Annotated in this window: 17 protein-coding genes; all 17 read left to right on the top strand. The window is 36.8% G+C overall.

Annotated features, from left to right (window positions below; genetic code table 11):
* The first annotated feature begins 31 nt into the window (after positions 1-31).
* The 17 genes from dapA (at position 32) to AC5LWL_RS14385 (ending at position 23,395) form a co-directional block, all read left to right on the top strand.
* Positions 32-895 carry a 4-hydroxy-tetrahydrodipicolinate synthase gene (dapA, locus tag AC5LWL_RS14465; RefSeq protein ID WP_493434959.1) on the top strand — a complete coding sequence of 288 codons (864 nt, stop codon included), beginning with the start codon at positions 32-34 and terminating at the stop codon, positions 893-895.
* Positions 896-1,321: 426 nt separating this feature from the next.
* Positions 1,322-2,638: a cation:dicarboxylate symporter family transporter gene (locus AC5LWL_RS14460; protein ID WP_493434958.1), complete on the top strand. Its 1,317-nt coding sequence runs from the start codon at positions 1,322-1,324 to the stop codon at positions 2,636-2,638.
* Positions 2,639-3,011: 373 nt separating this feature from the next.
* Positions 3,012-4,349: an amino acid permease gene (locus tag AC5LWL_RS14455; protein WP_493434957.1), complete on the top strand. Its 1,338-nt coding sequence runs from the start codon at positions 3,012-3,014 to the stop codon at positions 4,347-4,349.
* A 1,173-nt stretch (positions 4,350-5,522) separates the two neighbouring features.
* Complete coding sequence (locus AC5LWL_RS14450; protein ID WP_493434956.1) at positions 5,523-7,235, top strand: ribonuclease J; 1,713 nt, start codon at positions 5,523-5,525, stop codon at positions 7,233-7,235.
* A gap of 148 nt (positions 7,236-7,383) precedes the next feature.
* Positions 7,384-8,124, top strand: coding sequence for a ClpP family protease (locus tag AC5LWL_RS14445; protein WP_493434955.1), 741 nt, complete (start codon positions 7,384-7,386; stop codon positions 8,122-8,124).
* Entirely contained in the window at positions 8,121-8,333 is a 213-nt protein-coding gene (locus AC5LWL_RS14440) for a YlzJ-like family protein (protein WP_493434954.1), read from the top strand. The genes AC5LWL_RS14445 and AC5LWL_RS14440 overlap by 4 nt, the downstream gene beginning before the upstream one ends.
* Positions 8,334-8,497: 164 nt before the next feature.
* A complete protein-coding gene (locus tag AC5LWL_RS14435) occupies positions 8,498-10,831 on the top strand; it encodes a DNA translocase FtsK (RefSeq protein WP_493434953.1) in 2,334 nt (777 codons plus the stop codon).
* A 297-nt stretch (positions 10,832-11,128) separates the two neighbouring features.
* Entirely contained in the window at positions 11,129-11,860 is a 732-nt protein-coding gene (locus tag AC5LWL_RS14430) for a GntR family transcriptional regulator (protein WP_493434952.1), read from the top strand.
* A 74-nt stretch (positions 11,861-11,934) separates the two neighbouring features.
* Positions 11,935-12,993, top strand: a complete 1,059-nt coding sequence (locus AC5LWL_RS14425; protein ID WP_493434951.1) for a BMP family lipoprotein — start codon at positions 11,935-11,937, stop codon at positions 12,991-12,993.
* A 316-nt stretch (positions 12,994-13,309) separates the two neighbouring features.
* Positions 13,310-14,845, top strand: a complete 1,536-nt coding sequence (locus AC5LWL_RS14420; RefSeq protein WP_493434950.1) for an ABC transporter ATP-binding protein — start codon at positions 13,310-13,312, stop codon at positions 14,843-14,845.
* Positions 14,838-15,896 carry an ABC transporter permease gene (locus AC5LWL_RS14415; RefSeq protein WP_493434949.1) on the top strand — a complete coding sequence of 353 codons (1,059 nt, stop codon included), beginning with the start codon at positions 14,838-14,840 and terminating at the stop codon, positions 15,894-15,896. The genes AC5LWL_RS14420 and AC5LWL_RS14415 overlap by 8 nt, the downstream gene beginning before the upstream one ends.
* Entirely contained in the window at positions 15,897-16,856 is a 960-nt protein-coding gene (locus tag AC5LWL_RS14410) for an ABC transporter permease (RefSeq protein ID WP_493434948.1), read from the top strand.
* A 1,295-nt stretch (positions 16,857-18,151) separates the two neighbouring features.
* Positions 18,152-19,432, top strand: a complete 1,281-nt coding sequence (yfmF, locus tag AC5LWL_RS14405; protein ID WP_493434947.1) for an EF-P 5-aminopentanol modification-associated protein YfmF — start codon at positions 18,152-18,154, stop codon at positions 19,430-19,432.
* Positions 19,432-20,715: an EF-P 5-aminopentanol modification-associated protein YfmH gene (gene yfmH, locus AC5LWL_RS14400; RefSeq protein WP_493434946.1), complete on the top strand. Its 1,284-nt coding sequence runs from the start codon at positions 19,432-19,434 to the stop codon at positions 20,713-20,715. Before yfmF ends, yfmH begins: the two co-directional genes overlap by 1 nt.
* Positions 20,716-20,796: 81 nt before the next feature.
* Positions 20,797-21,519, top strand: coding sequence for an elongation factor P 5-aminopentanone reductase (ymfI, locus tag AC5LWL_RS14395; RefSeq protein ID WP_493434945.1), 723 nt, complete (start codon positions 20,797-20,799; stop codon positions 21,517-21,519).
* Positions 21,520-21,818: 299 nt separating this feature from the next.
* A complete protein-coding gene (locus AC5LWL_RS14390) occupies positions 21,819-22,076 on the top strand; it encodes a DUF3243 domain-containing protein (protein ID WP_493434944.1) in 258 nt (85 codons plus the stop codon).
* A 527-nt stretch (positions 22,077-22,603) separates the two neighbouring features.
* Entirely contained in the window at positions 22,604-23,395 is a 792-nt protein-coding gene (locus AC5LWL_RS14385; protein WP_493434943.1) for a DUF3388 domain-containing protein, read from the top strand.
* Positions 23,396-23,397: the final 2 nt, after the last annotated feature.

Raw genomic sequence — 23,397 nt, 5'->3', positions numbered from 1 at the left:
CTAGATTGAAAATGAGAATAGGAGTGGAACAATGGGTTTATTTGGTAGGGTTTCAACGGCCATGATCACACCTTTTGATGCAAAGGGACATATTGATTTTCCAAAAACAACACAGTTAATTAATCGTTTGTTAGAAAATGGAACAGATTCACTTGTGGTAGCAGGTACGACTGGTGAATCCCCAACGTTATCGAAACAAGAGAAAGTAGCGTTATTTAAACATGTGGTAGCAGTGGTGGAGAAGAGAGTTCCGGTAATTGCAGGAACAGGTAGTAATAACACATATGATTCCATTGAATTAACAAAACAAGCAGAACAAATTGGAGTAGACGCTGTTATGGTAGTAGGGCCATACTATAACAAGCCAAATCAAGAAGGAATATACCAGCATATTAAAACAATTGCAGAAAATACGACCCTTCCTGTGATGATTTACAATATTCCAGGCCGTTCTGTCATAAATATAGAACCAGAAACTATTATACGTTTATCTGCTATCGACAATATTGTGGCGGTGAAAGAGGCTAGCGGAAATTTAAATGCAATGACAAAAATTATTGCAGGAACTTCTGATGATTTCTGCTTATATAGCGGTGATGACAGTTTAACGTTGCCAGTACTTTCAATAGGAGGTAATGGAGTTATTTCTGTTGCTTCTCATGTAATTGGAAATGAAATGCAAAAAATGGTAGCTTCTTATCTAGAAGGAAATATAGAAGAAGCAGCAAAACTTCATAAACAATTACTTCCGCTTATGTCAGCATTGTTTATGGCGCCGAACCCTGTGCCAGTGAAAACAGCTCTTCAATTCAAAGGATTTGATGTAGGTTCTGTTAGGCTGCCTTTAGTGCCATTAACAAAAGAAGAGCGTACAAAATTAGCATCGTTTTTTTAATGATAAGCTGAAAAGAAACCAACTATTGAAAAAATGGTTGGTTTTTTAACGTTCTATTTTATTCTACTATCGTTTGATTATTTCTCGTTTCGAGATCAAAGCGATCTTCACTTAAGTCTACAAGAAGGAATAGGCTTTGCTATTGCTCATTGTGTTGCCTTTATTCCTATAATGTACAGCCTTCTAATATCTTTAGATTTTGTGCGATGTGCAAGGACACATACTTTTTAATTCCAAATTATAAAAGATAGAAAAGCAAGACCTTCTCTTTTCTTTGGTCATTTTGTATATAAATTCTCATATTCTTTAGTAAAAAGATACAATGACACGCATGAAAATTCACGTTATGATGTTAGAAAATATAACACAATAGAATTTTAGATGATTGAAAAATTCTGAATTTTATGTGAAAAAGGAGATATGAGAATGGGAAATAGCATGGAAGTAAAATTGAGGAAGAAGCCGTTTTATAAGGGGATGCTCTTTCAAATTATAGCAGCGATTGTATTAGGGGTTTTGGTTGGTTATTTATGGCCAAATATCGGCACAACTGTAAAGCCGATTGGTGATGGATTTATCAAATTAATTAAAATGATTATCGCTCCTCTAATCTTTGGGGTGGTGGTAGTTGGAATTGCAAAAGTAGGTGATATCAAAACAGTCGGGAAGATCGGTGGCAAAACGCTGCTATACTTTGAAATTGTAACAACATTTGCTTTAATTATCGGAATGGTTGTTGCTAATATAATGAATCCAGGTGATGGATTAAATATTAATCCATCCACTTTAAGTACAAATGCAGTAGATGAAAAAACTGGAGGTTCGCAGCTTCCTAGTGAAGGTGATTTTTTCCTGAATATGATTCCTGACAGTGCTGTTGGTGCTTTTGCTAATAATTCGGTTCTCCAAGTACTTTTAATATCTTGTTTATTTGGAGTTGCATTAGTTCATATTGGAGGACGAACGTCGGACTTATTGATTGATGTATTAGAAAATGTGAATAGTGTTCTCTTTAAAATTATGGGTTACATTATGCATTTAACAGTCATTGCAACATTTAGTGCCATGGCATTTGCAGTCAGTCAATATGGATTAACAACATTGGCTTCGTTTGGTAAGTTGTTTGTTGCAATGACTGTTGCATGTGTTGGTTTTGTTATTGTATTAGCAATTATCTTTAAAGTATTTTTAAAACTAAGTTTATGGAAATTAATTAAATATATCGGTGAAGAAATTATGCTTTCATTTGCTACAGGATCGACTGAAGCGGTTATGCCACAGTTGATGAAAAAATTTGAAAAAGCTGGCTGTGATAAGGCTGTAGTGGGATTAGTTGTACCAACTGGATACTCTTTTAACTTAGATGGGGCATCCATTTACTTATCTATTGCGCTAGTGTTTTTAGCACAAGCAACTGGTGTGGATTTGAGTTTGGGAGATCAACTATTTATTTTAGGCGTCTTGCTGCTTACATCAAAAGGAATGGCTGGCGTTCCAGGTTCTGCTTTTGTCGCACTTTCAGCCACAGCTGCTGCAACTGGTTCTATCTCTGTCGCAGCAGTAGCATTAATGCTGGCTCCAGATCGCTTTATGGGTAATTATCGTACAACCGTTAATATTATTGGATATGCAGTTGCTACATTTATTATAGCCAATTGGGAACAATTACTCGATAAAACACGTGCCAAAGATGTTTTAGATGGAAAAATAAACATAGATATTGAAAACGAGAAAGTGTCATAAAGCAAGCTGATTGATTTCTGAATAATCTGGATTACAAGGAATTTAGCTACCTTAAAAGGTTATTAAAAATGCCAATTAAGATAATTTACTATTTTAGGCAAGAAGGGACTTGCAATACATCCACGTTTTTTGATTGTAAAAATACCATTATTTCACTCTTTATTTTGGAGTAGTAATATATACGATTTGTCAGGTTTTCTAACGAATAAATCTTGTTTATCTAGTTATCTTCCTTTATTATAAAAAAGTATATAATTTTTGAATTCTAATGGATTTCTTGAATCAAAAAAACTAAATTTTCTTTATTTCTTAATTGTGTAAATAAACGAAAAGTATGTATATATACAGAATTTATCGTACGGAGGAAGGCAAGATGGACACAAGTAACAAGTTGCAAAAAAAATTATTGCCAAGACATATAAGCTTGATGGCAATGGGGGGAGCAATTGGAACCGGAATATTCAAGGGAAGTGCTGAGACAGTTTCCCTTGCAGGGCCAGGAGTCGTGCTTGCTTATGTATTTGCTGGATTGTTATTGCTTGTTGTAATGGCGGCAATCGCTGAAATGGCTATTGTTTATCCAAATACAAATATGAAAGGATTTATTCAAAAAGCGTTTGGCAATAGAATGTCTTTTATTACGGGATGGTTATATTGTATTTTATGGCTAGCTGTCTGTATCATTGAAGTGGTTGTAGCAGGAAGCTTTTTGCAGTATTGGCTGCCGTCTGTTCCTTTATGGGTATTAAGTTTATGTTGTACCGTATTGCTTATTGTTATAAATATGATGAATGTTAAAAACTATGGAGAATTTGAATTTTGGTTTGCCGGTATAAAAATTGCCATGATTATTGTTTTTATTATTTTAGGTGCATGCATATTATTTGGCATCATTCCAAGTGGGCAAACAAATTATTTTGAAAATTATACAAATCATGGTGGTTTCTTTCCAAACGGTTGGACTTCCATTTTTGCGGCATTGTTAATTGTTATGTTTTCATATGGTGGTTCCGAACTTATCGGTGTTACCATAACGGAAGCAAAAGGTGTAGAACAGATATTGCCAAAAGTGATTAAGAGTTTTATTTTTCGAATTATTTTATTTTATACGTTGCCAATTTTAATCATTTGCGGTCTTATTCCTTGGAATGAACTGACTGATCAATCTAGTCCTTTTGTCCAAGTTTTATCGATGACAGGGCTTCAAGGCGCAGGTCATTTAATGAATTTTATTTTGATTATTGCGGTTCTTTCAGCAGCTAACTCTGGTATATATGGATGTACTAGAATGATGTATTCCTTAGCTTCTGAGGGAGAAGGGCCGAAAGCTCTAGCAAAAGTAACGAAAAATGGAGTTCCTATCAACAGCTTAATTGTTATGTCTATTTTTTTATTGTTAGGTTCGATGATTGCTTTAGTTGCGCAAAATGAAGTATTTACGTTATTAATGGCATTCCCTGGATTTATTGTGTCCATTGTTTGGGTTACTATCTGTTTGGCACAGATAAAATTACGAAAGTCTTATCCGACAACGCCAAGCTTTAAAGTATGGGGATTTCCTTATATAACGGCAGCAACTGCTGTTATACTAACCTTAATCTGTTTTACATTTGTTATAAATGATGAAAATCGAATAAGTATTATAGCTTGTTTGATTATTATAGCTGTATTATCCGTTGTTTCCATTTTTAAATTTAATAAGAATAACTAATAACAGAAGAAGCTGGGACATAAGTATTCCAGCCGAAGATAAACCCGAACTTATGATACGAAGATGTGAAAAATATTTCGTATCATGGTTTGGTTTTTTTTATTTATGTGAAAAAAGAAGGTTGGTAGTAATCACCCGCAGCCTGTATACACTTCGCTTTCCGTGGGGATCAGCTTAGCCGCTTCGGCCCTTGGCCTGCAGGGTCTCAGCTGTCTCGCTAATCCCACAGGAGTCTCGCATATCCGCTCCAATCAAGCCGTTTTGATTCATTAGTTGTTGTCGTTGAACTGGTGAAAACATCTACATTATAGAAATAGACTGAAAGTGGAATATTTCAGTAAAACAACGTTGGATAATAACATAAAAAATCAACGTTACTAGTGTTTAGTCATCATACCCTGTAATGAAATTCGAAGACAAGAACTTATTCTAGAACAGGTTGCTTGTAACGGAGGGTGCGAAGACTCCTGCGGGAAATGTGGGAAGGCTAAAGACCCCGCAAGGCAACGCCGAGGAGGCTCAGAGCTCCCACCCCGCGGAAAGCGAAGCAACCCGTAGTGGAAAGCAACCCCCTAAGAAAAGCGCAAGCGCCTTGTTTAGCCCCAAAGAAAAATGTTCTCCAGCCTCAAAAAGTGTTTTTTACTTTTAGAGGCTGGAGGCAATACTCACTGGGGCTAGGCACTGACTGGCTAAATACGCCACGTCCTTATGTCTTGGCCGGCACTTGTACATCCTGTACGGCGAAGCTAGACAGCCTTCACATTTCAAAAAGTATATACTTTTTCACCTTTTAAAAAACAAGCCTCCCATTTTATTGTTCTTAAACCGAGTAATATCAAGACTTGCAAACGAATTTGATGGTGAGAAGTTTGAGTTAACTCTATTAAAAACATAAATAACCAGTATAGGGAAGTAACCATTTACGTGCTAAATTAGAGAACGTTCGTCTTTATTTATTATCTATTTCGTTATGTCTCAGCCTCTTTTTATTTAAAGAAGGCTAAGGCGGTTTATGCTTTTCATTCTCTCAACAGGTTGTTAAAGACGCGTTTGGGATACAAATAGAAGACTTAATTACATAAAATACTGTCATTTTCTAGTTTGAAAATAGATGTTTATGATAAATGGTTGTAAACTTTTTCTAACTTAAAGTATAATAAGCATAACTGATCAATGGTCGGACTAACTCAACATAGGAGGAAACAAAAATTGAAGAAAAATGAAAAGATAAAGCTGGTCGCCCTCGGAGGAGTAGGGGAGAACGGGAAAAATATGTTTGTAGTCGAAGTGGACGAAGACATATTTGTTATTGACGCTGGCTTAATGTACCCACAAAATGAAATGCTTGGAATCGACATCGTTGTTCCGGATATTACGTATTTAAAACAAAATGTGGAAAGGGTAAAAGGGATTTTCTTAACACATGGACATGAAGACCATATTGGCGGTTTATCCTATTGTTTAAGAGAACTTGATGTACCTGTTTATACAACTCGTTTAACGGCTGAGCTGACGAAAGAAAAAATGAAGGAACAAGATTTTAAAGGACAAGCACGTTTTGAGATCATCACCTCAGAGTCCGTTCTTGATTTTTCTAGTACAACAGTAACTTTCTTTAAAACAAACCACAGTATTCCTGATAGTATTGCTATTGCGATTCATACTTCAGAAGGAGCAATTGTTCATACAGGAGATTTTAAATTTGATCAGACTGCTGGACTGTTATATAAAGCGGAATATGGAGAAATGGCGAAAATTGGTGACAAAGGAGTTTTATGTTTATTATCTGATAGTACGGATGCGGATAAGCCAGGATATTCTACTTCAGATGCAGTAGTAACGCAAGAGCTAATTCATGCCTTTTTACGTACAAAAGGAAGAATTATTGCCGCATGTTTTGCAACTGATTTAAATAGAATTCAACATATTTTTGATGCAGCAGCAAAATCAAATCGCAAAGTTGCTATCATGGGTAAAAACTTACAGCGCGTTTTAACGATTGCCTTAAAATATAATTATTTATTAGTGGAAGAAGATAGCATTATTTCCGTTAATGAAATGAAGCAATACGATGCAAGACAAATTGTTATTTTAACTACAGGAACAAAAGGGGAGCCAGTAGAAGCACTTCAAAAAATGGCAAAGAAAAATCATAAACAAGTATTGATTGGCGAAGGAGATACAGTATTATTTTCTACTAGTACCTTGCTTGGAAGCGAAGTATTTGTTTATAAAACAATTGATATGTTATACCGTGCTGGAGCAACTGTTTTATCCGGTAATAAAATCTTCAATAGCTCCAATCATGGCAGTCAAGAAGAATTGAAATTTATGATTAATATGATGAAACCAAAATTCTTTTTGCCTATTCATGGCGAATATCGTGTTTTAAAAGCTCATACAAACCTTGCAAAAGAATGTGGTATTCCTGTTGGTAATATCCATATACCGGAACATGGAGAAATTATTGAAATAAAAGATGAAAGACTGCGAGTTGGCGGCAAAATTCCTGCTGGCAATGTGTTGATTGATGGAAGCGGAATAGGCGATGTCGGGAATATTGTATTAAGGGATCGTAAGTTACTCTCCCAAGATGGCATCTTAACAGTAGTTGTTACGCTAAATAAAGCAGAAAGAAAAATATCAGCAGGCCCAGAAATTATTACGAGAGGTTTCGTTTATGTAAGAGAGTCCGAGAAATTGTTAGAAGAGGCAGCAGATCGTGTAAAAGATATTGTCGAAAAAAGCATTAGCAAAGATAGCTTTGATTGGACTGGCATTAAACAGGATATTCGTGATACGCTAAATCAATTTTTATACGAAAAAACAAAACGTCGACCAATGATACTTCCAATTATTATGGAAGTTAAGCCGGTCAGAAAATAGTAAGACATTTTGCGTTGTGAACAAGAAAAGTATATGATAATGAGAAACAGCCGATTTGTATGTAGAATCGGTTGTTTTTTTGTTGCATGAAATTCCTTTTCTAGCTTCATACTACAACTATAGGATGCTTTTGAAGGGGGAATACAATATGACAGAAGATAATAATCATACGAATACAGAAGAGCAACAGCCGAAAGAAGATAAACCATCAGGGTTGATGGAGAAAATACAAGCGTTAGGTCAAACGAATGTTCCACAGTTATCTCAAGACTCAAAAATTCATTGTTTAACAATTGTTGGTCAAATTGAAGGGCATCTTCAATTGCCTCCTCAAAATAAAACGACAAAATATGAGCATCTTATTCCACAAATAGTGGCGATTGAGCAAAATCCTAAAATTGAAGGAGTGCTTGTTATCCTTAATACAGTAGGCGGTGATGTGGAGGCAGGACTGGCTATTTCTGAAATGCTGGCATCACTGTCAAAACCAACCGTTTCATTAGTGTTGGGCGGCGGACATTCTATTGGTGTCCCAATTGCTGTTTCTTGTGATCATTCCTTTATTGCAGAGACAGCAACGATGACGATTCATCCTATCCGTTTAACAGGCTTAGTTATTGGAGTACCACAAACATTTGAATACTTAGATAAGATGCAGGAAAGAGTAGTTAAATTCGTCACAAAGCATAGTAAAATTGAAGAGGAAGAATTTAAAGATTTAATGTTTGCAAAAGGCAATCTAACAAGAGATATTGGTACGAATGTAATTGGCATGGAGGCAGTTACTTCCGGATTAATTGACAGTGTAGGCGGGGTTGGAGAAGCAATGACGAAATTAAACAGCCTCATTGATTTGAATAAAGAAGAGAATGAAGGAATGGTACAATGATTATGTATACAATGATGCCGCAAGAGTTGATGTTTCCAATCAGTCAAGATCTATATGAAAAACAACATGTTATTGATTATAATGGAATTCCTTTATTAGTGTCAGAGAATGAGTCGCATGAATATGAAGTGCTGCGGGTTTTAAGTACAGACCCAAACCATTACTTACATGAACCCGTTCAGCCTGGCTCAAAAATTACATTTATATAATCTGTATTTTTCCATTCTATGATATAATATAGTAACGTCAAAAAGAGCAGCCAAACCAATAGGCTGCTCTCCTTGTTTTAAAAAATCTTTTTTAGGCAAGTAGAACTATAAAATAAATTGGTAATGTAAGTTGAAGTTTAAACTAAAAAGCGTCAGGTGATAAAATGGCTAAACAGAAAAGAAGAAAAACAAGACAAAAAAAACAAATAAAAAAAACCCTTCAATATGAGTTGGGGGCATTAATTATTATAACGCTTGCCTTTATCTCCATTCTCCAGCTTGGTGCTGTTGGCAATACGATGGTTTTATTTTTCCGCTTCTTTACTGGAGAATGGTATATGCTGAGTTTACTCGGATTAATTGTTTATGGTGGTTACTTAATGTGGAAAAGAGAAAAACCATTCCTCTTCCACACAAAACTGAATGGTATTTATTTAATCGTAAGTTCCATTTTATTATTAAGCCATGTTACTCTTTTTCATTTATTATCAAGTCAAGGAAGGTTTGAAAATCCAAGTGTAATCTACAATACATGGCAGCTTTTTTGGCTTGAGGTCAATGGAGGGACAAGTACAACAGATTTAGGTGGCGGAATGATAGGAGCAGTGCTTTTTGCATTGTTTCATTATTTATTTGATACTGCTGGTACAAAAATAATCAGCTTTATTATCATCATCATCGGAGTGATGTTGTTAACTGGAAAAACAATGAGTGGAGCATTCAGAAAACTGATGCTTGCCATTTGGAATTTCACGACACAGCAGTGGAATGCATTTTTAGAAGATATAAAAGATTGGAAAGACGAACGCAAAGAGAAAAAACAAGCAAAAAAACAAGAAAAACAGGTGAAAAAGGAGCAGCAAAAAGAAGAACAACAGGAAGCCTCTCTTATTGTTAATCCACCTAAAGAACAGCAAGAAGAATCGTACATACCAGAACCAATTATTTCAACATTTACAGAAAAGGCATATGAAAATCAACAAGAGGGACCAGAAGAAAAGGATTCTCGGGAAAAAGTGGAAGATGAGGAAGAGCCTGTTGTACCAATTACTTTTACAGAAGTAGAAAATGTGGATTATCAATTGCCTCCATTGAAATTATTAAAACTCCCGCGCAAAACGGATCAAAGTGGGGAATATGAACAAATACATGCAAATGCAGCGAAGCTAGAACGCACGTTTCATAGTTTTGGTGTAAAAGCAAGAGTAACAGAAGTTCATCTCGGACCTGCGGTGACAAAATACGAAGTCCATCCGGATGTAGGCGTGAAAGTAAGTAAAATTGTTAATTTAAGTGATGATTTAGCATTAGCATTGGCTGCTAAAGATATTCGGATAGAAGCACCAATCCCTGGTAAGTCAGCAATTGGAATAGAAGTTCCTAATTCAGAAGTAGCGATGGTTTCTTTAAGAGAAGTACTAGAATCAAACAAAAATGAAAAACCTGATGCTAAACTGATGATTGCCTTTGGCAGAGATATTACGGGAGATGCTATATCAGCTGAATTAAATAAAATGCCCCATTTATTAGTAGCGGGTGCTACTGGAAGCGGAAAGAGTGTATGTATAAATGGGATTATTACTAGTATACTATTGCGTGCGAAACCCCATGAAGTGAAAATGATGATGATTGATCCAAAAATGGTTGAACTGAATGTGTATAATGGAATTCCTCATTTACTGGCTCCTGTTGTGACAAATCCGAAGAAGGCGTCGCAAGCATTGCAGAAAGTGGTCAGTGAAATGGAAAGAAGATATGATCTGTTCTCCCATACAGGAACAAGAAATATTGAAGGGTACAATGAATATACTAAAAGATATAATGCAGAAGAAAATGAAAAACAGCCGCTGCTTCCCTATATTGTAGTAATTGTAGACGAGCTTGCTGACTTAATGATGGTTGCTTCTTCAGATGTGGAAGACGCCATTACTAGGCTTGCACAGATGGCACGAGCTGCCGGCATTCATTTGATTATTGCTACACAAAGACCGTCTGTTGACGTTATTACAGGGGTTATTAAAGCGAATATTCCTTCTCGTATTGCATTCGCTGTTTCATCTCAAACCGATTCAAGAACGATTTTAGATATGGGCGGAGCGGAGAAATTGCTAGGAAGAGGGGATATGCTGTTTTTCCCTTACGGCGCAAGCAAACCAGTCAGGGTACAGGGGGCTTTTCTATCAGATGAAGAGGTTGAAGAAGTAGTTGATTTTGTCATCGCACAACAGAAGGCGCAATACCAGGAAGAGATGATTCCTGATGAAATTACGGAAAAAACTGGTGCAGTTGAAGATGAGTTGTATCATGAAGCAGTAGAATTAATTACAGAAATGCAAACGGCGTCTGTCAGCATGCTGCAAAGAAGATTTCGGATTGGCTATACAAGGGCTGCAAGATTGATTGATGAAATGGAAGCAAGAGGCGTTGTCGGTCCGTATGAAGGAAGTAAACCAAGAACGGTATTGGTGCAAAAATCTTCAGAAGAAATAAATCTATAAAAATATATAGTACGATTTTCGAAATAAGTTATACTAATGGTAGTTAGAAATAATGAAAAAATTATTCATCTATAATATTTAATAGTTATGAAATGGGATAAACAGTAATTTTTGACAGAAATAAACAGGTTTTTTATGTAGAGAATTCTAGATAACTGTTTGTTTCTGTTTTTTTTCGACTGAATTCTGCAAATTCTATTTATTTATTCTAGAAAAAGTGTTATAGTATTTTCGATTAGTAGGAATGATTGAACATCAGAGGTCTGATGTCTTAGAAATTGTTTGGAGGATGCTCGTATGCTAATTAAGCCTGATACAAGACATTTATACTTGCAAGTAGTCGATCGACTAAAATGTGATATGGAGAAGGGAATTTATAAAGAGAAACAAAAATTGCCTTCTGAGTTTCAACTTGCAAAAACACTAGGGGTAAGCAGAGCCACTTTACGGGAGGCGCTGCGGACATTGGAAGACGAAAATGTCATCATTCGAAGACATGGAGTTGGTACATTTGTTACTAGTAAGCCTATGTTTAAATCAGGCATTGAACAGCTAAACAGTGTAACGAACATGATACGTCATGCTGGCATGAATCCAGGCACCATTTTTTTAAGCTCAAATACTCAATGTTCTACCGAAGAAGACATTCGTCGTTTTTCTTGTTCCGATGGGGAAGAGTTTTTAATTATAGAAAGAGTTCGAACAGCAAATAGCGAACCAGTAGTTTATTGTATGGACAAGCTGCCAAAAAAGATTTTACCAGAAGGCATGAGCTATGATAAAGAATCGATTTTTCAGCTATTAGAATCTGATACAGAAATAAATATTACATACGCTGTTGCTGAAATTGAACCGATTGGATACCATGAGAAGATTTCTCCCATCTTACAATGCGAACCAGAAACTGCATTGCTTGTTTTAAAGCAAATGCATTTTAATGAAAACGATGAACCAATTCTTTATTCGGTAAATTACTTTAGAGCGGATAAGTTTAGTTTTCAGGTATTAAGAAAACGAATTTATTCGTAGCCTTCTAGAAATCTATCGTAAATGCATTCTTGCTTTGACAAATAAAACAACTATATTATTAGGGGGTACAAACCTTGAAAAAGCGTAAATTAGGTTTAGCGCTGTCACTAGTACTTGCTGCTGGGACTGTCCTCGGGGCTTGTGGTAAAAAAGACGATAATGAAGGAGCATCAGACAAGAAAGATGCATTCAAAGTAGCCATGGTTACAGATGTTGGTGGTGTGGATGATAAATCATTTAACCAATCGGCATGGGAAGGCTTACAAGCATTCGGTAAAGCAAACGGTCTAGAAAAAGGGAATGGTATCGACTATTTACAATCACAATCTGATGCTGATTATGCTACAAACTTAAACAGCTTAGTTCGTCAAAAAAATGATTTAGTATTTGGAATTGGATTTATGATGTCTGGTGCGGTGGAAGAAATCGCAAAACAACAATCAGATGCTCATTTTGCTATTGTTGATTCTGTAATCAATCAGCCGAATGTTGCAAGCATCACTTTTAAAGAACAAGAAGCATCTTTCCTAGCTGGTATTGCGGCTGGCCTAACAACAAAATCAAATAAAATTGGTTTTATTGGCGGTATGGAAGGCGATATTATTGGCCATTTTGAAGCTGGCTTTGTTGATGGTGTAAAAGCTGCTAACCCAGCTGCAAAAGTAGAAGTTCAATATGCTGGTGCGTTTGATAAACCAGAAGTTGGAAAAACGATTGCAAGTAAAATGTACTCTTCAGGTGCTGATGTAGTATTCCACGCTTCAGGCGGTACTGGTGCTGGATTATTTACAGAAGCTCGCGAATTAAAAGAAAAAGATGCTTCTAAATATATCTGGGCAATTGGAGTTGACTCTGATCAAGCTTCTGAAGGTGTCGTTGGAGAGCATAATGTTGTATTAACATCTGCATTAAAAGGTGTAGCTACAGCAGTACAAGATATTTCTGAAAAAGCGAAAGATGGCAATTTTCCTGGCGGACAATCCCTTGTTTATGGATTGAAGGAAGATGGAGTAGGACTTGCTGCAATTAATGCTGAGGTAGAAAATAAAGCAGATATTGATGCTGCTGTTAAAGAGTGGACAGACAAAATTAAAAACGGTGGATACACTGTTCCTGATAAACCTGCTAAATAAGGATTATTATAGATGTTCGAAAGTCTATCATTAAACGGCAGATTTTCGAACAAGCTCTTTAAGCATAATGACTTTGAAAGGAATAAGTGATTTGGTTTGCAAACACTTATTCCTTTTTTACGATTAAATATAGAGCTTTTCATTAAAAAATAGAAGAATTATTCTATTTTTTATAAAAAATTCTATTTGGGTTAAATTATATTAATGATACATAAGGGGTGGAAGGAAAAATAACCTTCTCTGTCATGAATAAACGCTATTCTGTTATTTTTATAGAATAACAGAGTGCTTTCCGTATAAGAAAGGAGTGAAACGAATGGAGTATGTAATTGAGATGTTAAACATTCGCAAGGAATTTCCAGGGATTGTTGCGAATGACAATATAACGCTTCAAGTGAAAAAAGGCGAAATCCATGCGTTGCTTGGGGAAAATGGCGCAGGAAAATCGACGCTAATGAATGTGCTTTTTGGCTTATACCAGCCGGAAAAAGGGGAAATTCGTGCTCGAGGACAAAAAGTCAATATCTCGAATCCGAATATAGCCAATGATTTAGGGATTGGCATGGTGCATCAGCATTTTATGCTGATTGATACATTTTCTGTCACAGAAAATATTATCCTGGGAAAAGAGACGGTTCATAGAGGGAAAATTGATCTGAAAAAAGCGGAAAAAGAAGTGAAAGCCATTTCGGAAAAATACGGATTGGCAGTGGATCCCAAAGCAAAAATAGCCGATATCTCTGTAGGGATGCAGCAAAGGGTGGAAATACTAAAAACACTTTATCGTGGTGCAGAGATTTTAATCTTTGATGAGCCATCTGCTGTCTTAACTCCACAAGAGATAACCGAATTAATCGCTATTTTCAGAACCTTAATAAAAGAGGGGAAATCGATTATTTTGATTACCCATAAACTAAAAGAGATTATGGAAGTGTGCGACCGGGTGACTGTGATTCGCAAAGGGGTAGGAATTGGTACATATAATGTAGCGGAAACAAATCCAAATGAATTGGCTAATTTAATGGTCGGAAGAGAAGTGACCTTTAAAACGATGAAAAAAGAAGCCGAGCCAAAGGAAACGGTTTTGGCTATTAACGAGTTAACGGTAAAAGATGGACGAGGAGTAAAGGTGGTAAACGGGCTGAATCTTGAGGTGAGAGCGGGAGAAATTGTCGGAATCGCTGGTGTAGACGGCAATGGCCAATCGGAGTTAATCGAGGCTATCACTGGCTTAATGAAAAAAGACGGGGGAAGCATTACGTTAAATGGAAAAGAGTTAAGTGTCTTAACCCCTCGTAAAATCACGGAAAGCGGTGTAGGGCATATTCCACAGGACCGCCATAAGCATGGACTGGTTTTGGATTTTCCCATTGGTCAAAATATGGTCTTGCAAACCTATTACCAAAAACCGTTCTCACAAAAGGGTCTCTTAAATCAGAAAGAAATTGATAAACAGGCGAAAACATTAATAGAGGAATTTGATGTTCGAACACCTGGCATACATACGCTTGCCCGAGCTCTTTCTGGTGGAAATCAGCAGAAAGCCATTATTGGCAGGGAGGTAGACCGGAACCCTGATTTGTTGATTGCTGCACAGCCTACTCGTGGTTTGGATGTAGGAGCTATTGAATTTATTCATAAACGTTTAATCGAACAGCGCGATAAAGGAAAAGCCGTGTTGCTTCTCTCCTTTGAGCTGGAAGAAATATTAAATGTAAGTGACAGAATTGCCGTTCTATTTGAAGGGGAAATTATTGCGATCGTCCATCCAAAAGAAACAACGGAACAAGAATTAGGATTGTTGATGGCAGGATCGAATGAAACTAAAGTAGGTGTGGAGAAGAATGTCTAATACAATAAAGAAAATGAGCATTCCGGTAATCTCTGTTTTACTCGGAATTTTAGTAGGAACCATTATTATGCTGCTGACGGGCTATAGCCCAGTTGATGCATACACCGCTTTATGGAACGGTGCATTCGGAGAAGTGTACTTTACAGGAGAAGTGGTTCGCCAAATTACCCCTCTAATTCTTGCCGGGTTAGCAGTAGCCTTTGCCTTTCGAACAGGGCTGTTTAATATTGGGGTGGAAGGTCAATTAATTGTAGGCTGGCTTGCAGCTGTTTGGGTGGGGGTCGCTTTTGATTTACCGAAGGTCATTCATTTGCCCCTTGCTATTTTAGCCGCTGTTGCGGCAGGTGCATTATGGGCATTTATTCCTGGATTCTTAAAAGCCCGTTTTCGAGTGCATGAAGTAATTGTCAGCATTATGATGAACTACATCGCGTTGTATGTCACCAATTATTTGATTCGGTATGTTATTACGGAAAAAGCAGATCGTACAGAAAATGTACCGGCATCGGCGAGTCTGCGGTCTGATTTCTTAAGCTCGATTACGGATCATTCCCGCCTGCATTGGGGCATCTTAATTGCGTTAATCTGCGTGTTTATTATGTGGTTGATTTTGGAGAAAACAACCAAAGGATACGAATTAAAAGCAGTTGGCTTTAATCAGCATGCCTCTCAGTATGCTGGCATGAATGTTAATCGCAATATTATTCTATCCATGGTTATTTCCGGTGCCTTCGCCGGTCTTGCGGGAGCAATGGAAGGATTGGGGACATTTGGATATGTCAGTACAAAGGGTGGATTTACTGGCGTCGGTTTTGATGGAATTGCGGTCGCTCTTCTTGGTGCAAACGCGCCAATCGGCATTGTTTTATCCGCTGTATTATTTGGGTTTCTAAAAGTAGGAGCATTAAATATGCCTCTTGAAGCAGGGGTGCCAAATGAGATGGTCGATATCATCATTGCCCTGATTGTATTTTTTGTTGCTTCTAGTTATATGATCCGCTTATTTTTAGAGAAAATAAGTAAAAATAAAAGCAAAAAGGGGGAGAAGTAAATGGGATTAATGGATGTTTTGTTGATTGTCATTCCTTCTTCGCTATTATGGGCTGCACCACTGATTTTCACGGCGTTAGGCGGGAATTTTTCAGAACGGGCTGGCGTGGTGAATATTGGATTAGAAGGATTAATGATAATCGGGGCTTTTTCCTCGATTGTGTTTAATTTAACGTTTGCCGATAGCCTAGGAGCATGGACGCCTTGGATTGCCTTGCTTGTCGCCATGGCAGCTGGCGCGCTGTTTTCTGTTTTACATGCGGTCGCTTCGATTACATTTCGTGCCGACCAAACGGTTTCTGGTGTAGCCATCAACTTGTTGGCAGCAGGACTTGCGATGTTTTTAGTGAAATTGATTTATGGAAAAGGACAGACAGGTACGATTCAGTACAGCTTTAAAAAAGTGGATATTCCCGTGTTAAAGGATATCCCCGTTATCGGCGAGTTGTTTTTTACAAATACGTATTGGACATCCTATTTGGCTATTCTTGTCGCAATTATCGCGTGGTTTGTAATGTATAAAACCCCATTTGGACTACGTTTGCGTTCTGTGGGAGAGCATCCGATGGCAGCAGATACAATGGGCATCAATGTAACAAAAATGCGGTATATTGGGGTCATTCTTTCCGGCGCCCTTGGCGGAATTGGCGGGGGAGTATTTGCCCAATCGATAACAAATGATTTTACCCATGCAACAATCAGCGGACAAGGGTTTATGGCGCTTGCAGCATTGATTTTTGGAAAATGGAATCCATTAGGTGCAATGGGAGCGGCTCTTTTCTTTGGATTCGCCCAAAGCTTAAGTATTGTCGGCGGAAGTTTCCCATTGTTAGAAAATGTACCAAACGTGTATTTATTAATTGCACCATATGTATTAACGATTATTGCGTTAACCGGCTTTATTGGACGTGCTGACGCTCCAAAAGCTTCTGGTGTACCTTATATTAAAGGCAATAGATAATATAAAGGAAGCTGGGATATAAGTATTCCAGCCGAAGATAAGCCCAAACCATGATACGAGATGTGTATCATGGTTTGGGTTTTTTATTCATGTAAAAAAGAAGGTTTGTAGTAATCACCCGCAGCCTGCATACACTTCGCTTACCGTGAGGCTCGGCTTTAGCCACTTCGGTCCTTGGCCTGCAGGGACTCAGCTGTCTCGCTAATCCCACAGGAGTCTACGTGTATTCAAGCTGCTCCATTTTCCAATCTATTTCATTTTTTCTTGGTAAAAGAATTAGGTTTTAGATTATTTTCCGCGGGGCTACGCTTGAGCCTTCCCGCATTTCCCGCAGGAGTCTTCGCACCCTCCGTTATAAGCGACCTGTTTTTAGAATAAGTTCTTGTTTTCGAATTTCATTACAAGATATTATTGCTAAATAATGGAGCGATGATTTTTTTTAGAAGATAAGAAAGGATAAAATTTTTGAACTTAGATGAGTGTCTAGAAAGCAGCAAGACCTTGTGAGTATTTCCTCATTCCTCTAAAAGTAAAAAGCACTTTCCTGAGTCATGTGAACATCTTCTTCGGGGCTTAGCAAGGTACTTGCGCTTTTCTTATTCGACGCTGCACTACCAAAATGTGCCAATTTTAGTCTATTCTATAAGGTGGGTGTTTTTATCAGTTCAACGACAGCAACTAATGAATCAAAACGGCTTGATTGGAGTGTAAGGTGCGAGACTCCTGTGGGATTTGCGGGTTAGATGAGACCCCGCAGGCGCTTGCGCCGAGGAGGCTCATCGCACGCCCCACGGAAAGCGAGCATCCTGAAACGAGAATCTTGCCCCAATTTATAAGGAATAATGGTTGCAGGATTAATCAATCCCCCTTTTCTCATTGCTCTAAACCATGTTATGGCAATACATGAAGAAGAATTTATAACTGCAAAGTTTGAGTAAACTAGATGAAAAAACATAATAACCAGTATAGGGAAGTCATTTAAGTACTAAATTAGAGAATGTTCGTCTTTATCTATTATCTATTTCGTTATGTCTCAGCCTCTTTTTGTTAGGCTGTTTTTTCAAAGGTTACGGTTTTTGACAATATAAAGATACGCAGACTCTTGCGGGAAAAAGAGAAAGACTTTCATCCTTGCAAGATAAAATTTTTATCTGTCTCTTGTCTATAACTTGAAAAAGGAAGAGTAAGACCGTTATAGTTAGAATATCATGAGAATAAGAGAGAATACTATCTAGTAGGTTTTCATCTATATATGCCCGAAATAAGTTTGAAATGAAGTATTTAGGAGGAATGTCATGAGTGTTGCTTCAGAACAAGTCAAAAAATATCAAGGTTTTAATTTACATACTGTTAAAACCGAAAAATTCAAAACAAATAGCATTACAATAAAATGGAAATCCCCTATTTTAAAAGAAGAAGTTACAAAACGAGCCCTTTTGCCATATGTGTTGCAAAATAGTTCGAAAAAATATCCTTCAACCACTACTTTGCGTTCTTATTTAGAGGAGCTGTATGGTGCAACATTTTATGTGGATTTATCTAAAAAAGGAGAATATCATATTATTTCTTTTAATTTAGAAATTGCCAATGAAAAGTTTCTTTCCGATCCGACTCCTTTATTAAAAAAAGGCATTGAATTTTTAGCGGAAATTATTTTTCATCCAAAAGCATCGGAAAATGCCTTTGATGCTTCTACTGTTGATAATGAGAAAAGAGCATTAAAACAACGAATTCAGTCCGTTTTTGATGATAAAATGCGTTATTCTAATTTTCGACTTATTCAAGAAATGTGTAAAGGAGAAGCGTATTCCATTGGGGTAAATGGTGAAAAAGAAGCGGTTGATTCCATAACAGCTACTGATTTGTACGCTTATTATGAAAAAGCGTTAAATGAGGATCAAATGGATGTCTATATTGTTGGTGATATAGATGAAGCAGAGGTTGGTTCCTATGTAGACTCTCTTTTCCCTTTTCAAGAACGAACCATTAAAACGGTTGAGCATTCAAATGAGCATCAAGTAGAGAAAGAAAAAGAAATTCGGGAAGAACAAGATATAAAACAAGGAAAATTAAATATAGGGTATCGTACAAATGTGTTATATGGAGATGACGATTACTTTGCATTGCAAGTATTCAATGGAATATTTGGAGGGTTTTCCCATTCTAAATTGTTTATTAATGTAAGAGAAAAAGAAAGTTTAGCGTATTATGCAGCGAGCCGCTTAGAGAGTCATAAAGGATTATTGCTCGTTATGTCCGGTATTGATCAGCAAAATTATCAAAAAGCTGTAAAAATTATTAATGAGCAATTAGATTTAATGAAAAAAGGCGAATTTACAGAAGAAGAAATCATGCAGACAAAGGCGGTTATTCATAATCAGATGTTAGAAACATTGGATACTGCTAGAGGCATGATAGAAGTATTTTATCATAATGCCGTAAGCCAATTAAATGTGGAAATGTCAGATTGGCTGCAAAGTATCAGCAAAGTATCAAAAGAGGAAATACAAAATGTTTCTAATAAAATTGTATTAGACACCGTCTACTTTTTAACAGGATCGGAGGGGAATGCATAATGGAGAAAATTTCTTTTGAACAGTTGCAAGAAGACCTTTATTATGAGCAGCTGGATAATGGTTTAAAGGTATATATATTGCCGAAAAAAGGGTTTAATAAAACCTTTTGTACATTTACTACCAATTATGGTTCGGTTGATAATACCTTTATTCCATTAGATGGTTCTGATTTTACGAAGGTGCCGGATGGAATTGCCCATTTTTTAGAGCATAAATTATTTGAAAAAGAAGATGGCGATGTGTTCCAGGATTTCAGCAAACAAGGTGCTTCAGCAAATGCATTTACTTCTTTTACAAGGACGGCATATTTATTTTCCAGTACATCCAATGTGGAAAATAATTTAGAAACATTAATAGATTTCGTGCAGGATCCTTATTTTACTGAAAAAACGGTGGAAAAAGAAAAGGGCATTATTGGCCAAGAAATAACGATGTATGACGATAATCCAGATTGGCGTCTATATTTTGGTCTTATTCAAAACATGTATGTTCATCATCCAGTGAAAATTGATATTGCAGGTACGATTGAATCGATTACACCTATTACGAAGGATATGCTGTATGAATGCTATCATACTTTTTATCATCCAAGTAATATGCTGCTGTTTATTGTTGGGCCGGTTGATGCAAAAGAATATATGGAAAAAATAAAAGCCAACCAGCAGAAAAAAGATTATACAAAGCATAGTGACATTAAACGTAAATTTGCCGAAGAGCCAAAAGAAGTACATGAGAAAAAGCAAGTACTGAAAATGAATGTTCATGGTTCCAAATGTTTAGTCGGAATAAAAGCGATTGATGTTCATCAAACTGGAACAGAAATGCTAAAAAATGAATTATGCATAAATGTATTGTTGGATCTTTTATTCAGTAATAGTTCCGAAAATTATCAAACACTATTCTCGTCTGGTTTGATTGATGATACATTCTCATATGATTATACACAGGAAAATGGTTTTGGTTTCGCCATGATTGGCGGCGATACAAGTGAGCCAGATAAATTAGCTGATACCATTAAAGAAATGCTGACAACTGCTTTATCGGCTGACTTTAAAAAAGAGAGCTTAGAGCGAACAAAAAAGAAAAAAATCGGCGCCTTTTTGCGAGCGGTTAATTCACCAGAGTATATTGCTAATCAATTCACTAGATATTCTTTTAATGGAATGAACCTATTCGATGTCGTACCGACTATTGAAAAAATCAGCATAGAAGATATCAGTGCTGCTGCAAAACGACTTATAGAAGAAGATCGTTTAACTGTTTGTCAAGTAGTGCCTAAATGATTGATCGAAACAGACACAATAAGATACTTCTTGTTGTGTCTGTTTATTTATACATAATAGTATGCAAATGGAGGACTTCTTTTGGGGAAAAGTATATTAATAACAGGTGCAACGGGAGGCATTGGGCAGGCAATTGCTCGGCTGTTAGCAGAAAAGGGCTACTCCTTGTATTTACACTACCATCAAAATGAACAAGCAATGGAAAGGTTGCAAAAAGATCTGGAACCGTTTGGACAAGAATATATGCCAATAAAAGCAGATTTACGAAAAAAAGACGCATATAAAAAAATTACAGAGTCCGTTTTTTCTATTGACGGTATTATACATACAAGTGGAGTCGAATCATACGGACTTTTTACGGATCTTCCTGATCATGAGTTAGATGATTTATGGAATATTCATGTTTCGTCTGTGATGCGTGTAACGAGAGAGCTACTACCAAAAATGCTCAAAAAACAATCAGGAAATATTGTCGTTGTTTCATCCATATGGGGGCAAATTGGTGCGAGTATGGAGGTTGCTTATTCAACTGTAAAGGGTGCACAAATTTCGTTTGTGAAAGCATTAAGTAAAGAAGTGGCGTTAAATGGAATACGTGTAAATGCTATTGCTCCTGGAGCCGTGGATATCGGCATGCTCGAGCGTTTTGATGTAGAAGAAAAAGCTGGAATGATTGAAGAGATTCCAATGGGAAGGCTTGGCAGCCCATCTGAAATTGCTGAAAGCGTACAATTTTTATTATCTGATCATTCTTCTTATATAACGGGACAAGTTTTAGCTGTTAACGGCGGCTGGTCCGTATAAGGGCAAATTTACACAAGATAAATGACGATTATTTGTAACAATATCTCTATTTTTAGTAAGTGCATGCATATTTTTCTGTCCACACATGCAAAATAACAATGTAATAGCATTGTGTTCAAAAAGTGGATAATTAAAGCGAAAAAGTTTTGTTACAGAAGTCAGTCTTAATCGAGGACTAAAAGAAATAACTGCTTAATGAAAGTCCTTGAATGACGATGTAAGGAAGGTTTGCTAGCCTTATGGTTTCCGAACTTTGAACAGCTCTAATACACTTTAGGAGATGGAAAGGAGTAATTTGTATGTCTATTTTAGAATCTTGGGATCAATGGAAAGACTTTTTAGCAGATCGTTTGCATCATGCACAAAATGAAGGCATGAACGATCAAGTAATTGGCGATTTGGCTTTTCAAATTGGCGATTATTTATCCAATCAAGTAGAGCCAAAAAATGAGCAGGAAAGAATGCTTTCCGATCTTTGGTCTGTTGCATCAAAAGAAGAACAACATGCAATTGCTAATATGATGCTAAAGCTTGTACAAAATAACGGTACAAACTAAGTAGTGGATTATGGATAAAAAGAGGTGACGCAAATAAAGTAGCTTACAAACAATTCAGGGATAATCCCTATTCAAATATGTTTGTAAACACCACTTTATTATTGTGTCACCTTTTTTCATGTCTAAAAAATAGAAATTTGATCTATTTCACGTAAAAGGAAAGTGTGCAAAAAGAAGACACCCATGCAACCAAATTTGCATCATGGCGCTGAAAAGAAGCAAGTTTCTTAACTTATAAGCAGGGAGAAGTCAGCATACACGAAGACTCCTATGGGAATTGCGGGAAAGACGGGACCCCGCAGCGCAGCGAGGAGGCTCGGCGCTCGCCCGCAGGAAAGCGAAGTGTATGCTGAACTGCGGACCCCTATCGAGAGAGCCAAATCCTTTTTTTAGCGCAGCCTACAACATAATAAAAACGTATTATTTCTGCTTATCCATTGGTTTTCTCTTTCATCTTTTGCTACTTTCCTTTATTATAGATAAATAAGAATAAAAGCAGAATATGATATTTTTTGCAGGAGGATCTTTTGGAAAAGAAAGAGTGGTACTTAGAATATGAAATTCAAAAAAATCGTCCTGGTTTATTAGGCGATATTTCTTCTCTATTAGGAATGTTATCCATTAATATAATAACGATAAATGGGGTTGATGACGGCAGGCGAGGGTTATTAATGCTTGCTAATTCAGATGAACAAATTAAACGTTTAGAATCTATTCTTTATACAATGGACACAATAAAAATAATCAAACTTCGTGTTCCGAAATTAAGAGATCGTTTAGCGGTACGACATGGAAGGTATATACAAAGAGATGCGGATGACAAAAAAACATTTCGGTTTGTAAGAGATGAATTAGGACTATTAGTCGATTTTATGGCTGAATTATTTAAGCTAGACGGTCATAAATTAATTGGTATTCGAGGGATGCCAAGGGTTGGCAAAACAGAATCCATTGTTGCTGCAAGTGTTTGTGCCAATAAAAGGTGGCTGTTAGTCAGTTCGACCTTGCTAAAGCAAACAATTAGAAATTCGCTAATCCAAGGGGAGTATAGTGATAACAATCTTTTTATTATAGATGGAATTGTTTCATCCAAACAAATGAATGAAAAGCATTGGCAGTTGGTGCGTGAAATTATGCAGGTTCCAGCAGTTAAAGTTGTAGAGCACCCGGATGTATTTATTCAAAGTACGGATTATTCACTGGAAGATTTTGATTATATTATTGAGCTAAGGCATGAACCGGGTGAAGTGATTGAATATGACGTAAGAAAAAGAAATGCGCTCCTTATAGGAAATGAATTTGATGGTTTTGATTTTTAGTT

The organism is Niallia sp. WK069_GA_01 (assembly GCF_983173855.1).
Note: the sequence above shows the minus strand (reverse complement) of the source record. Positions and strands in the feature narration are given on the sequence as shown.